Annotated in this window: 13 protein-coding genes; 1 reads left to right on the forward strand and 12 read right to left on the reverse strand. The window is 36.6% G+C overall.

The features are described 5' to 3' along the window. Window positions 1–57: 57 nt before the first annotated feature. From mtaB to gpr, 12 genes are all read right to left on the reverse strand, one after another. Window positions 58–1,413, reverse strand: coding sequence for a tRNA (N(6)-L-threonylcarbamoyladenosine(37)-C(2))-methylthiotransferase MtaB (gene mtaB / locus ACSBPO_RS16085; protein WP_442595029.1), 1,356 nt, complete (start codon window positions 1,411–1,413; stop codon window positions 58–60). 5 nt (window positions 1,414–1,418) lie between these two features. Then, window positions 1,419–2,168 carry a 16S rRNA (uracil(1498)-N(3))-methyltransferase gene (locus ACSBPO_RS16090; protein WP_442595031.1) on the reverse strand — a complete coding sequence of 250 codons (750 nt, stop codon included), beginning with the start codon at window positions 2,166–2,168 and terminating at the stop codon, window positions 1,419–1,421. A gap of 114 nt (window positions 2,169–2,282) precedes the next feature. Further along, entirely contained in the window at window positions 2,283–3,221 is a 939-nt protein-coding gene (prmA, locus tag ACSBPO_RS16095; RefSeq protein WP_442600392.1) for a 50S ribosomal protein L11 methyltransferase, read from the reverse strand. Between the two features lie 18 nt (window positions 3,222–3,239). Beyond that, the gene (gene dnaJ, locus ACSBPO_RS16100; RefSeq protein WP_442595033.1) at window positions 3,240–4,361 is read right to left on the reverse strand and encodes a molecular chaperone DnaJ; all 1,122 of its coding nucleotides are present in this window, start codon (window positions 4,359–4,361) and stop codon (window positions 3,240–3,242) included. Between the two features lie 123 nt (window positions 4,362–4,484). Continuing rightward, window positions 4,485–6,308 (reverse strand): molecular chaperone DnaK, encoded by a 1,824-nt coding sequence (gene dnaK / locus ACSBPO_RS16105; RefSeq protein WP_442595035.1) that lies wholly within the window; start codon window positions 6,306–6,308, stop codon window positions 4,485–4,487. Window positions 6,309–6,342: 34 nt separating this feature from the next. Further along, window positions 6,343–6,864: a nucleotide exchange factor GrpE gene (gene grpE, locus ACSBPO_RS16110; protein ID WP_442600393.1), complete on the reverse strand. Its 522-nt coding sequence runs from the start codon at window positions 6,862–6,864 to the stop codon at window positions 6,343–6,345. Window positions 6,865–6,993: 129 nt separating this feature from the next. Then, complete coding sequence (gene hrcA / locus ACSBPO_RS16115) at window positions 6,994–8,025, reverse strand: heat-inducible transcriptional repressor HrcA (RefSeq protein ID WP_442595038.1); 1,032 nt, start codon at window positions 8,023–8,025, stop codon at window positions 6,994–6,996. A gap of 83 nt (window positions 8,026–8,108) precedes the next feature. After that, window positions 8,109–9,245, reverse strand: a complete 1,137-nt coding sequence (gene hemW / locus ACSBPO_RS16120; protein ID WP_442595040.1) for a radical SAM family heme chaperone HemW — start codon at window positions 9,243–9,245, stop codon at window positions 8,109–8,111. Window positions 9,246–9,472: 227 nt separating this feature from the next. After that, window positions 9,473–11,308 carry a translation elongation factor 4 gene (lepA, locus tag ACSBPO_RS16125; RefSeq protein ID WP_442595042.1) on the reverse strand — a complete coding sequence of 612 codons (1,836 nt, stop codon included), beginning with the start codon at window positions 11,306–11,308 and terminating at the stop codon, window positions 9,473–9,475. A gap of 139 nt (window positions 11,309–11,447) precedes the next feature. Beyond that, the gene (locus ACSBPO_RS16130; RefSeq protein ID WP_442595044.1) at window positions 11,448–11,774 is read right to left on the reverse strand and encodes a YqxA family protein; all 327 of its coding nucleotides are present in this window, start codon (window positions 11,772–11,774) and stop codon (window positions 11,448–11,450) included. 27 nt (window positions 11,775–11,801) lie between these two features. Beyond that, complete coding sequence (spoIIP, locus tag ACSBPO_RS16135; protein ID WP_442595046.1) at window positions 11,802–13,004, reverse strand: stage II sporulation protein P; 1,203 nt, start codon at window positions 13,002–13,004, stop codon at window positions 11,802–11,804. Between the two features lie 74 nt (window positions 13,005–13,078). Then, the gene (gpr, locus tag ACSBPO_RS16140; protein ID WP_442595048.1) at window positions 13,079–14,197 is read right to left on the reverse strand and encodes a GPR endopeptidase; all 1,119 of its coding nucleotides are present in this window, start codon (window positions 14,195–14,197) and stop codon (window positions 13,079–13,081) included. A 214-nt stretch (window positions 14,198–14,411) separates the two neighbouring features. On the opposite strand from gpr, the gene rpsT reads away from it, so the two are divergent. Next, window positions 14,412–14,672, forward strand: a complete 261-nt coding sequence (gene rpsT, locus ACSBPO_RS16145; protein ID WP_442595050.1) for a 30S ribosomal protein S20 — start codon at window positions 14,412–14,414, stop codon at window positions 14,670–14,672. Window positions 14,673–14,753 lie beyond the last annotated feature (81 nt).

The following is a 14,753-nucleotide window of genomic DNA, read 5'->3' on the forward strand; positions in this document are numbered from 1 at the left end:
GTAATTGGAAGGTATAATATTAGTTATTTATCTACAAATTTAAGCAAAAATTTACATTTAGATCGCGAGTTCTTCTTTCGAAGGAATAGAATCTTCAAGAACTCGGACAAATTGCCCCTTATTATAAGGGTAACCAGCTTTGTTTAATTTCACTTTAACAATTTTTCCAATCATATCTTCCGTACCAGGGAATACTATTTTTAAATAATTATCAGAATATCCTTCTAATAATCCACTTTCAGGATCTTCCTTATATCGGTCTTCTGGGATAACCTCTAATACTTCATCTTCAAATTGAGAAGCATATTCTTTTGCCAATTGATCAGATAAAGTAATTAATCGGTGAACACGCTCATTTTTAATTTCCTCATCCACTTGGTCTTCCATTCTTGCTGCAGGTGTTCCAGTACGTTTTGAATATGGGAAAACGTGAAGTTCTGAAAACTTATGTTCCTTAATAAAGTTAAATGTTTCCATAAATTCTTCTTCTGTTTCACCAGGGAAACCAACAATAACGTCAGAAGTAACAGCGAGTCCTGGTAGTGCTTCTTTTAAACGATCCAGTCTCTCCCCAAAAAACTCCATTGTATATTTGCGGCGCATTCTCTTTAAAACAGAATTTGAACCGGATTGTAATGGAATATGCAGGTGACGAACAACAACATTCGAATCATTAATGACTTGAATCACTTCGTCTGTAATTTGACTAGCCTCTATAGATGAAATCCGAAGACGTTTTAGACCATCTACTTGTGTTTCAAGGTCCTGAAGTAATTTTGCTAGGTTATAATCCTTCATGTCTTCTCCATATCCACCTGTATGGATTCCAGTTAAGACAATCTCCTTATATCCAGCATTAACTAATTGTTGAGCTTGTCTAACAACCTCTTTTGGATCACGAGATCTTAACAGACCTCTTGCCCAAGGAATAATACAAAATGTACAGAAATTATTACATCCCTCTTGTATTTTTAGAGAAGCTCGAGTTCTATCGGTAAAAGCAGGAACATCCAACTCTTCATAAACTCGATTTTTCATGATATTCCTTACACCATTAATGGGCTGACGTTCCTGTTTATATTGTTCAATATATTCAAGCATCTTCACACGATCTTGTGTTCCTACTACAACATCCACACCAGGAATAGCCATTATTTCAGCTGGGGAAGTTTGTGCATAGCAACCAGTAACACATATAACAGCTTCAGGGTTTTTTCGAACTGCCCTACGAATAACTTGGCGACTTTTTTTATCACCAGTATTCGTAACCGTACAAGTATTAATAATATAAACATCTGCTGTAGTTTCAAAATCAACCCGTTCATAGCCTTCTTGCTTAAACAGTTGCCAAATAGCTTCTGTTTCATAATGATTCACTTTACAACCTAATGTATGAAAAGCAACAGTTGCCATTATATTCACCTCGATAATTCAAAATGATAGGAAACAGCAGATAAAAGATATAAGGGTGCTGTTTCCGTCCTTAAAATTCTCGGACCAAGTCCGCATATTTGAAAGCCGTGTTCTTGTAGAAGATTTACTTCATTTTCGGTTAAGCCACCCTCAGGACCAAAAACGACTAACAATGATTGATTTTCCTCTAGAGCTTGAAGGGACCTTGCTAAAATAGACACTTCTCCCTTTCTTGACTCCTCTTCATACGCTACTAGTTTACAATCTATATTTTTACTTACTTCAAGTAAGGACTGCAAACTAACAGGTATATGCACATCTGGAATAATGCTGCGATGAGACTGTTCTGCCGCTTCCTTGGCGATTTTTTGCCAACGTTCAACCTTTTTATCTGCCTTTTTTTGATCCCATTTAACAATGGAACGAGCTGCAGTAAAAGGGATAAAGCTATGAGCACCAAGTTCAGTCCCTTTTTGAATAATCAATTCCAGTTTATCCCCTTTAGGCAGACCACTCGCGATTGTCACTCGAATAGGCAATTCTGATGTACTATCTTTCCATTCTACTACATCACAAATAACTTTTTCATCGGTAATTTCTGCAATTGTACAGGTTGCCGTTTTTCCGGAAGATTTTACACAAATAAGCTGATCACCGATTGTCATTCTCATTACTCTAACAATATGGTGATAATCTTCCCCAGAGATGATTACTTGATCTTTATCATTTTTAACATCTGAGAAGTATCGTTGCACAGGCAGTCACACCCAATCTTTAAATAATTCCCAACAGAAAAAAGGGGAAATTCCCCTTTCTGCATGAATATTTTATCAAATACACATTTATTTGCTATACAAAAAATCACTATTTTATACTCTTCTTGCAATCAAAGCTACCCAATCTTCCATAAGTAGGGTTTCTTGTATTTCAAAACCTGATTTATTTAATGCATCTTTTACATCCTGTTTCTTCTGCTGAATAATTCCAGATGCGATAAAATAACCACCCTTTTTAACTATTCTTGCTGCATCATCTGTAAATCGGACGATAACCTCAGCGAGAATATTTGCTACAATCCCATCTACCATTCCCTCAACACCATCTAATAAATTCTTTTGAGAAACATTGACTGTGTTTTGGACTTTATTCAGCTTAATATTCATTTTTGCTGTTGTTACGGCTACTTGGTCTAAATCAAAAGCTGAAATCTCACTTGCCCCTAACATCGCTGCCGCAATACTTAAAACACCAGATCCAGTACCAACGTCGATAATTTGATCACCTCGTTGTACCGTTCTTTCTAATGCTTGAATACACATAACAGTTGTTGGATGAGTTCCTGTACCGAAAGCCATTCCTGGGTCTAATTCAATGATAAGCTCATCACTATTTACGGGTGTATATTCTTCCCAGGTCGGAACAATGGTAAATCTCTCAGAAATTTTTACAGGATGATAATATTTCTTCCATGCAGTAGCCCATTCTTCTTCATTCACTTCACTAATGCTGACTTTGTTTAAGCCAATATCGATATTATGAAGAATAAGGCCATTAATAGCCTCTTTTATACCATCAACCGTCTCTCCTAAAAAACTGTTAACCGGTAAATAAGCTTTTATAATGACACCTTCAACAGGATAATCTTTTGGGTCCAGTTGGTATATTTCACCAAATTGATCTTCTCTTTCCTTAGTAAGATCAAAAGGATCCTCAATTACTACACCACTTGCACCTGCTTCATGTAGTATATTTGAAATTGGTTCAATTGCCTCGTTTGTAGTATGAATGCTAATTTCTGACCATTTCACATTCTCCAACCCCAATCCTTATTCACCTTTGAAGGCGCGTTTTACTTTTGAAAAAAAGCTTTCTTCTTGTTCCCCATGTGGAACACTACCACTTACTTCAGCAAACTCATTTAAGAGTTGTTTTTGCTTTTCTGTTAATTTGGTAGGAGTAATGATCCGAACAAGAATATGCTGATCACCTACGCCGTAGCCACGGACGTTTGGAACTCCCTTACCTTTAAGCCTAAATTTCGTTCCTGTTTGTGTACCAGCCGGTATTTTCAGTTTAACTTTTCCATTTATGGTTGGTACCTCAATCTCATCTCCTAGAGTTGCTTGAACAAACGTAATTGGCATCTCACAATAAATGTCATCGCCATCTCTTTCAAAAAACTCATGAGAGCGTACATGGAATACAACATATAAATCTCCAGCAGGTCCCCCGTTAAATCCTGGTTCACCTTGCCCCGCTACTCTTAATTGCTGACCATCGTCCACACCAGCAGGTATTTTTATATTGATTTTTCTACGCTTTTTAACTTTACCTGTACCATGGCAAGTGCCACATTTATGTTTGATTTCTTTTCCAGTTCCATTACAGTAATGACATACTCGACGATTGACAATTCGCCCAAATGGAGTATTTTGTTCCACGTTTAATTGACCGGAACCTTTACAGTGATTACATGTTTCAGGCTTCGTACCTGGTTTTGCACCAGAACCATGACAGGTATCACACTCTTCTTCCCGCGGAATTTCAATATCCATTTCTTTTCCAAAAACTGCTTCTTCAAAACTGAGCGTCATCGTATATTGTAAATCAGCACCTTGCCTTGGAGCGTTTGGATCTCTTCGTCTTGTTCCTCCACCGAAGAAAGAATTAAAGATATCTTCAAAACCACCAAAACCGCCTCCAAAATCAGAACCACCAAAACCTTGATTTGGACCAGCATGACCAAATTGGTCATATTGTGCTTTTTTCTGATCATCACTTAAAACCTCATACGCTTCAGCTATCTCTTTAAATTTTTCATTTGCATCAGGTTCTTTATTAATATCTGGGTGATACTGTTTGGAAAGCTTTCGATAAGCCTTCTTTAATTCATCTTTTGATGCACTCTTACTTACCCCAAGGACTTCATAATAATCCCTTTTACTCATAAAATTCCACTCCCGATTCGTTTCACATAAAGGTTATTTTACCATTGAAATGAATAAAAAGGCAATGAAGAAAGAAAAAGTCAAAGTCGTAAAAAACTGACTTTGACTTTTCATTCTCACTACTTACTTGTCGTCTTTTACTTCTTCAAACTCGGCATCCACTACATTGTCATCTTTAGGTGCAGATTGTCCGCCTTGTGCAGCGCCTGCTTGCTGTTGAGCTTGTTCATATAGCTTTACAGTAAGATTTTGTACAATTTCTTGTAGGGCATCTTTCTTGCTGCGAATTTCCTCAAGATCATTTTTCTCGATAGCTGCTTTTAAAGCATCCTTTGCTTCATTTGCTTGAGCGATTTCACTAGCATCGACTTTACCTTCAAGATCTTTCATCGTTTTTTCAGTTTGGAAGACTAACTGATCTGCTTCATTGCGAAGTTCAACTTCTTCCTTGCGCTTCTTATCAGCATCAGCATTTTCTTCCGCTTCTCTAACCATTCTTTGAACCTCTTCATCTGAAAGTCCAGTAGAAGATTTAATTGTTATCGTTTGTTCTTTGTTGGTACCAAGGTCTTTTGCACGAACATTTACTATACCGTTTTTATCAATATCAAATGTTACTTCAATTTGAGGAATTCCACGTGGTGCTGGTGGAATATCTGTTAATTGGAAACGACCAAGTGTTTTATTATCACTAGCCATTGGTCTTTCACCTTGTAATACATGAATATCTACAGCTGTTTGATTATCAGCAGCAGTTGAGAAAACTTGTGATTTTGAAGTTGGGATAGTTGTGTTACGATCAATTAACTTCGTAAATACAGCTCCCATTGTCTCAATACCTAAAGAAAGTGGAGTGACATCAAGTAATACTACATCTTTAACGTCACCAGAAATAACTCCACCTTGGATTGCAGCACCCATTGCTACAACCTCATCTGGGTTAACCCCTTTAGATGGTTCTTTACCAGTTTCCTTTTTGATTGCTTCTACAACTGCAGGAATACGTGTTGATCCACCAACAAGGATAATTTTATCAATTTCTGAAGCAGTTAAACCTGCATCTCGAATTGCTTGTCGAGTAGGACCCATTGTACGCTCAACTAAATGCGCAGAGATTTCATCAAATTTAGCTCTTGTTAATGTAACATCAAGATGCAAAGGACCAGCAGCTCCAGCTGTAATGAAAGGTAAAGAGATTTGAGTGGATGTAACTCCAGATAAATCTTTCTTTGCTTTTTCAGCTGCATCTTTTAAACGTTGTAATGCCATTTTATCTTGAGATAAATCAATTGCATTATCTTTTTTGAATTGTTCTACTAGATAATTGATAATAACTTGGTCAAAGTCATCCCCACCTAAACGGTTGTCACCAGCAGTAGCTTTAACTTCGAATACACCATCGCCAAGTTCTAGGATAGATACGTCAAATGTACCGCCACCAAGGTCATAAACAAGAATTGTTTGATCTTGGTCCATTTTATCTAAACCATATGCTAATGCTGCAGCAGTTGGTTCGTTGATGATACGTTCTACTTCAAGCCCTGCAATTTTCCCAGCATCTTTTGTAGCTTGACGTTCTGCATCGTTAAAGTAAGCAGGAACCGTGATAACAGCTTTAGTTACAGGCTCTCCAAGATAGTCTTCAGCATAAGATTTTAAATATTGAAGAATAATAGCTGAAACTTCTTGTGGTGTATATTTTTTACCTTCGATTTCTTCTGTATGGCTAGTACCCATATGACGCTTAATAGAAATAATTGTATTTGGGTTTGTAATAGATTGACGTTTAGCTACTTCACCAACTTGGCGCTCACCATTTTTAAAAGCAACAACAGATGGTGTTGTACGATTTCCTTCTGGATTTGGAATTACCTTTGGTTCTCCACCTTCTAAGACAGACACGCATGAGTTTGTTGTACCTAAATCTATTCCAATAATTTTGCTCATGAATTAATCCTCCTCATTTTATATGTAATAATCTCTATTGACTTACCTTAACCATTGAAGGACGAATAACTCGATCCTTTAACTTGTATCCTTTTTGGAACTCTTCTAATACCATTCCAGGGGCTGATCCTTCTACCTCAACTTGCATTACTGCTTGGTGTAAATATGGATCGAATTCCTGTCCAACCGCTTCGATTGGCTCGACACCTTCTCTTTTGATGGCTTCTAGCAAGCTACGATAAATCATCTCCATACCTTGAAGTAAGGATTTGGCTTGATCGTGATCAACTTGTGCCTGCAATGCTCTTTCGAAGTTATCCAATGCTGGTAAAAGATCTGTTATGATATTTTGTGCTCTATATTTTTGGGTCGCTTCAAGATCCATTTTTGTACGGCGACGGAAATTATCGAAATCTGCTTGTAAACGAAGATAACGGTTGTCAGACTCTTCAAGCTTTGCAACTAATTCTTCCACTTGCTTTGCTTGAGCATTTTCCTCTGCTACCTCTTCTTCTCCAAAAACAGGTTCAACTGTTTCAACTACTTCTTCTTGCATTTCTGGATTTGTTTTTGTTTCTTCTGATGCCAACTTACTCACCTCCCTTAAAGATTAAGTGGTTGTTTAAATAGTCTGCGCGTGAAAATGGGAGAGCTATATGCCCACCCTTACTCAATATTTCCACGCCTAGTTATTTTGATACAGTTTCGTGAGAACTGTAGTTAAATCTCTGCTGACAAATTGCAGTAAGCTAATTACTCTCGAGTATTCCATTCTAGTTGGTCCTAGGACAGCAATTGTACCTAGCTTCTCATCTCCAATGGAATAAGTAGCCGTAATTAAACTACAATTTTCCATTGCGATATTATTATTTTCCCTTCCGATTTTCACATGAATTCCGGACTGGTTTTGACGAATAAACTCATATATCCACTGTTCTTGTTCCATCATATTAAGCAAGCTTTTGACTTTTTCAATATCATGAAATTCAGGTTGACTGAGCATATTTGTTTTACCGCCATAAAACAATTTTTCATGAGGTGATATTTTCAAAACATCAGCAAATGTATTTAAAAATAAGTCATAGTTTTGAATATGCTGGTGCAATAAAACGGCTACCTCTTTAAAGATTTTATCAGCAAGGTTCACGATCGGAACTCCTACTAATCGATCATTTAAAATGTTCACCATTTTTTCTAATTCATTAATATTAATGGACCCGGGAAGATGAAACATTCTATTTTCAACATGACCTGTGTCTGTGATTATAATGGCAACAGCAGTATCTTGATTCAAAGGAACTATCTGTATTTTCTTTAACTTATTCACATTTACTGCAGGACCTAATACAATCGATGTGTAATTAGTAATTTCCGATAAAATTTTCGCTGATTTTTGAACAATTTTTTCTAGTTCATAAATCTTTTCTTCAAAAATAGATTTAATTTTTCCAACATCCTGTTGATTCAATACTTGCGGAGAAACTAAATGGTCTACATAGTAGCGGTATCCTTTTTCGGATGGAACCCGCCCTGATGAGGTGTGGGTTTTTTCAATGTACCCCAACTCCTCTAAATCGGCCATTTCATTCCTTATTGTGGCTGAGCTAAAGGAGATTTCTTTCTTTTTCGACAAGCTTCTGGATCCAACAGGTTGAGCAGATTGGATAAAATCATCTACAATAACTTGTAAAATCAGCAATTGACGATCTGTAAGCACATATATCACCTCTGTTAGCACTCACCATTAACGAGTGCTAATTCTAATAATAAATTATCAAAAAGATTGGTCAGAGTCAATAATTACACACCAAGGAAATATTGAAAAACTTCATTTCCTAAAAATCTACCTTGTTTCGTTAAAAAGATTGAGTCTTCATCGATTATGATCCATTTTCTTTCCTGTAATTCCTTTAATTGCTCTGAAAAGTATGAAACAACAGAAACCCCAAATTTCTCTTCAAATCTTGAAATGTTAACCCCTTTTGTTTTTCTTAATCCCAAAAACATTTCTTCTTCCATTTGTTCTTGTTTCGTAACAAGATGATTCTCTAAAAGCGGGAGTTCGTTATTTGCGAGTGGGTCCATATACTTTCTTAATGGACCATAGTTTGCCCTTCGATACCCTTTGACATAACTATGTGCGCCTGCGCCAAATCCATAATACCAATCATTGTTCCAATACGTAAGATTATGTTTACTTTCAAAACCTTCTTTTGAGAAATTGCTGATTTCATATTGTTGATATCCATTTTGCTCCATCTTATCTATTAATAACCCATACATTTTCGCATCCATATCTTCACCGACAAGTGGAAGCTTTCCTTTTCGCATCAAATTATAGAAAACAGTTTTGGGTTCTATAATTAGGGAATATCCTGAAAAATGAGGAATATTTAACGAAAATGCCGTCTCTAATGTTTCCTCAAATTGTGTTAATGTTTGTCCTGGTAATCCATAAATTAAATCAACGCTTATATTTTCAAATCCAGCCATTTTTGCCCATTCTATAGATTGAAAAACATCGGATGGGCGATGTGTTCGACCTATTCTTTTTAATAAATCCTCGTTAAAAGTTTGCACCCCAAAGCTGATACGATTGACACCAGCATCTTTTAAGATTTCGAATTTTTTTAAATTCAGATCTCCAGGATTGGCCTCAAACGTAAATTCTGTTTCTTGATCATATGGCAATTGGTTTTGAATCATTTCACATAAAAGAACTAATTGAGATTCTGATAACGCTGTTGGAGTTCCTCCACCTACAAAAATAGTTTGAAGTTTTTGAGTTGGTACTTCCTTTAAAGTTAAAATGATCTCATTTTCTAACGAGCTTAAATATTCATTAACCGGTTGGTCTTTTAGGAAAAATTTATTAAAATCACAATAATGGCAGATTTGCTGACAGAAAGGGATATGGATATATGCAGCCTGTATCATTTCATTTCAGTCCTTTTTTATTAAAGCTGTTTTCGTATAGATTGTGGTTTTAAGGTACTCTTAATAAGTGCTCAGCTCTTTTCTTTATTTTTATATGAGTTTAACACCCTATATGGAGAAATATCTATTTATAAAGTTACAAAAAGCAACAATGTTTTAGAAAAGAGCCTTTATTAACAAAAAGAGGCTAGATGCTTATGATCAAGCTTCTCTAACCTCATTCAAAATTATTTTTTCGTGTTGTTATCATCCATCTTAAGAACGGCCATAAACGCTTCTTGAGGAACCTCAACCGATCCAACTGACTTCATGCGTTTTTTACCTTCTTTTTGTTTTTCTAATAGCTTACGTTTACGTGAAATATCTCCACCGTAACATTTAGCCAAAACGTTTTTACCCATAGACTTGATGGTTGAACGAGCAACAATTTTTTGACCAATAGCTGCTTGAACTGGAACTTCAAATTGTTGTCTTGGAATAAGCTCTTTTAGTTTCTCAACAATAATTTTTCCTCGTTCGTATGCAAAATCATTATGAACAATAAAGCTTAGAGCATCCACTTTTTCAGCATTTAGAAGAATATCCATTTTTACAAGCTTAGATGGTTTATATCCAATTAACTCATAATCAAATGATGCATACCCTTTTGTACTTGATTTTAATACGTCAAAGAAATCATATACAATCTCAGCAAGTGGAATTTGATACACGATGCTGACACGATTTTCATCCATGTATTGCATATCAACGAAAATCCCGCGCTTCGCTTGACAAAGCTCCATAATCGCTCCGACGAAATCATTTGGAGTCATCATCGTTGCTTTTACATATGGTTCCTCAACACGATCAATTTTCTGAGGATCAGGCATGTTTGACGGGTTATCAACGTTAATTTCAGTACCATTGGTCATTATAACATGGTAAATAACACTTGGTGCAGTTGTGATTAAGTCAATTTTAAATTCACGTTCGATACGCTCTTGTATAATCTCCATATGGAGTAAACCTAAGAATCCACAGCGGAAACCGAATCCTAATGCTTGTGATGTTTCAGGTTCGAATTGTAAAGCAGAATCATTTAATTGTAGCTTCTCAAGTGCTTCACGCAGGTCATTGAATTTAGCAGTATCTATCGGATAAAGACCACAATAAACCATCGGATTCAACTTACGGTAACCTGGAAGCGCTTCAGTGGCACCATTTTTAGCATTTGTAATGGTATCCCCTACACGAGTATCCCCAACATTTTTAATCGCAGCAGTTAGGTAACCAACATCGCCGACTGTTAGTTCATCCCGTAATGTTGCTTTAGGAGTAAATACTCCAAGCTCAATTACCTCAAATTCTTTTCCTGTAGCCATCATTTTAATTTTGTCCCCTACTTTTACGCTACCTTCAGTCACACGTATATAGGCAACTACACCACGATATGCGTCATATAAAGAGTCAAAAATAAGTGCTTTTAATGGGGCATCCGGGTCACCTGTTGGAGGTGGAACTTGTTTTACAACTTGTTCTAGGATGTCTTCAATTCCAATCCCAGCCTTTGCTGAAGCTAAAACAGCTTCAGAAGCATCAAGTCCAATCACTTCTTCAATTTCATGACGAACTCTTTCTGGATCTGCACTTGGTAAATCAATTTTATTAATGACTGGAAGAATTTCTAGATTATTGTCGAGAGCTAGATAAACGTTTGCTAATGTTTGAGCTTCAATCCCCTGCGCAGCATCAACCACTAGTACAGCCCCTTCACATGCTGCTAAACTTCTTGATACTTCATAGGTAAAATCGACATGTCCAGGAGTATCAATTAAATGAAAAATATACTCTTCTCCGTCTTTTGCATTATATTTTAATTGTACTGCATTTAATTTAATGGTAATTCCACGCTCGCGTTCTAAGTCCATGGAATCTAGTAATTGGTCCTTCATTTCACGGGAAGATAAGGCATTTGTTTTTTCTAAAATACGGTCTGCCAACGTAGATTTCCCATGATCTATATGAGCAATAATAGAAAAATTGCGGATTCTCGATTGTCTCTTTAGTTTTTCTTCTCTATTCATTAAAAAGTTTCACTCCTACTTTTTCGGGCAATATAAACTATTTTTGATTATATCAGTAGGTTTAGGAAGATTCAATGATAACTAAATGCATTATCATTTCAAAGAAAAGACTGGTCCCAATGTATGGACCAGTCTTCATTTAGTCTAAAACACTTTCAATTAAGTTTTTCACACCATTACTCACACCTGAAGACACCTTTTTACCTAAATCAGAAAATAGATTATAGGCATTTATTTGTTCAAGCTTCTGTTTTTTTGACTCTAGATCATGACTAACATCTACACCTAAAACAGAAGCTTGTAAATTCCCTTCTTTTGTTTCCTGAATAGAAAGAGCCCTTTTAAACTTGGGATCTTCATAGCCTTTCATTTTCTGTATAGCAATATTAGCTTGCTGCATTCCGAATAATACCGAGAGAAACATGAGAGACACTATAAGTAAACTTTTCACCATAAATAATTTCATATCTTTCATCCTTCCTCGGATTTTTCGTTAATGCTTCTCCGTTTTTGGTCCAGTTGATTGATTGACACTTTCTGCCTGCCAATAATATTCGCTAAATACATCTGCTATCGCATCCGCTGAACGATATAGCTCTTCAAATGTATTATCAACGCCACCAAACTCAATTAAAATAGCTTTACCAGATAAATCTTGATTAAACTTTCCGTTTGTTCCTTTACCTTGTTTTTCAATAACCGCACGACTTAACCCAGGGTATTTTTTATTAAGTCTTTCATGCAATTCTTTAGCCAACTGAAGATTTTTTTCGTAATTGCTATGTTCCGCTCCAATGACAAAGGCTACCTTTGCATAGGACTTTCCATTAATGGTTGCGGTTGTTACGTCCTTGCGATGTCCATCACGGTGGATATCAATCAAATATTGTAACTCACGATTCTGTGTCATGGCTGTTTGTACAACTGGACGTGATTCTTGGTACGCTTGAGCAAAGTTCATTTTCTTTTTGTTGAGGTTCCCCATAATATCTGTCTTACTAACCTCGGTACCAATTCCTCTAGCTTCTAGACTCTGCTTTAGTTTTTCACCTATTTTCGTCACATTTACTTGTGAATGGTAGGCCCTATCTGGATCCGTTTCACCTTTTAAATATGGCAAATATGATTCACGATTGTGTGTAAAGTAAAGATAAACTACCTTACGATCGCCGGTTGTTAAGCTTGGTGGAGGACTAGAATTACCCCCATCTGGCTGAACATCATCTAGATTTTGAAGAGCCGCTTCACTTTCGGCCTTCATCACTTCCGTTGGTGGTGCAGATTCGACAGGCATATTGGTATAATTAACCCCTTTATCTGCAACGATTATTTTACTATCAAATAAGGAGAATCCTGGCAACTCCCTACCTAATAAGCTTCGTGGATCATTCAGATTGATGTTAGTGGAAAGCTTTAACAAAACATTGGTTAATTTTGGACCCTCATCCCTATTTGGAAGAGACCCAAGGAAATAATGATTTTCCCACCCTAACACCTTATACAAGAGATCCCCAGTCAAGTTATTAGCAGCAAGATGAACAGATGATGAAGTAATTCGATACTGTGGCTTAAGAGATGTCATTAATCCACTGATTGAAAAAATAAAAAATAGAAAAAGAATTAACCCTAAAAGTAGTTTTATCAAGCTCGTCCCTTGAACAGATATAATCATTCCTGTGGACTTAGCATTTCTCATTTTTCCACCTCTTTTTGCAAGTCTAGTAAATCATATGACTTTGCTAGAGATGGTAGAACCTTTATTTTGAAACTTTATTTTGTGTAGTAGCCCGTATTATCTTGGTTAACCGTTTTATGAAGGGCAGCATTTAATCCATTCGCTACCAAATTGGCCATATCTTCAATAAATACATCCACTTCTTTTGGAGTCACCATTAGGTTATGACCGAGCGGTGAAAGTACTTCATAAATCAATTTTCGTTTTTCTTCATCTGGAAGAGTTCCCACTATACCTAAAAACGTTTTTCGGTGCTGTTCCTTAGGTAAATCCTCTTCTGTTAACTTTTTTCTTCCGCCAAAATTCATACCAGCAGGCGCTAACGAACGGGATGGACGATTCCCTTCCCTTAACTCTTTTCCAAAATGTTTTAAAATAAAGTCAATGGTGTCACTCGTAATAGTGGCCGCGTCCACTACGGTTGGGACTCCGATAGCAATGACTGGAACTCCTAATGTTTGCTTGCTTAATTCTTTACGTTTATTTCCAACACCAGAGCCTGGGTGAATTCCAGAATCAGATATTTGAATGGTCGAATTTACCCTTTCAATCGATCTGGATGCTAATGCATCAATTGCAATGACAAAATCGGGTTTCGTTTTTTCAACAACACCGAAAATAATATCACTTGTTTCGATTCCTGTTAGACCCATCACTCCAGGTGATAATGCACTAACAGGTCGATATCCTTCTTCGACACTTTCTGGCTGTAGTTGAAAAAGATGCCTTGTTACCAATAAATTTTCACATACTAACGGTCCGAGAGAGTCTGGGGTAACATTCCAGTTTCCTAACCCAACTACTAAACAGGATGCATCTTCAGAAATTCCCATTTCCTTAAGGAATCTTGAAAATTCAGTAGCAAATACCCTTTCTACCTTTTGCTGCAGCTCTGTATCCTGCTGTCTTATTCCCATCACTTCCATCGTTAAGTAACGACCTGTTTTTTTACCAAGTGCTTTCTCACCCTCAGGAGTAATTTCTACCAAGGAAATATTGATTCCATTTTCCTCTTTTTCCTTTATGATAACACCTTCAATTTGAGAGATATTCTCTTGTTGGTGAACACTTCTGTCTGCAATGACCATCTCATGTGCTTCGACTGCAAGGTCAGTTCTAATGGAATACATACTTAAATCAACTTGTTCTTTCATCAATCTTCCCTCCCAACAAAATCAACAAACCTTTTCCTATTTTTGCCTCTATATGTAAAAAACATTCATTCCAAACGAATGTTACCTGTTATTTTACGTTATAGTATTGCAATATATCGGTGCGTTTGATAGAATATCTTTTGTTCTCTATTATTAATTATGAATGTGTAAGTCGAGTTCACATAGTCTCGATACTTTTTAGGAGGTGAACGGAATGCCAAACATTAAATCTGCTATTAAGCGTGTTAAAACTACTGCAGTTAAAAATGCACACAACGTAACTGTAAAATCTACTATGCGTACTGCTGTTAAAAAAGCTGAAGCTGCAATCGTAACTAACGAAACTAACGCTAAAGAACTTTTAAATAACGCTGCAAGCAAATTAGACAAGGCTGCTCAAAAAGGACTTGTTCATAAAAAAGCTGCTGCACGTAAAAAATCTCGTCTAATGAAGAAGTTAAACGCTGCTCAATAATAACAAAAAGCGGAAGTGCCTTGGTCAGCCCCGACAAGCATAAGACAAGACGGCGGGAAGGTTGTTCTTTAACCTTCATGA

This window comes from Neobacillus sp. D3-1R (assembly GCF_052180215.1).
Lineage (GTDB): Bacteria > Bacillota > Bacilli > Bacillales > Cytobacillaceae > Pseudoneobacillus.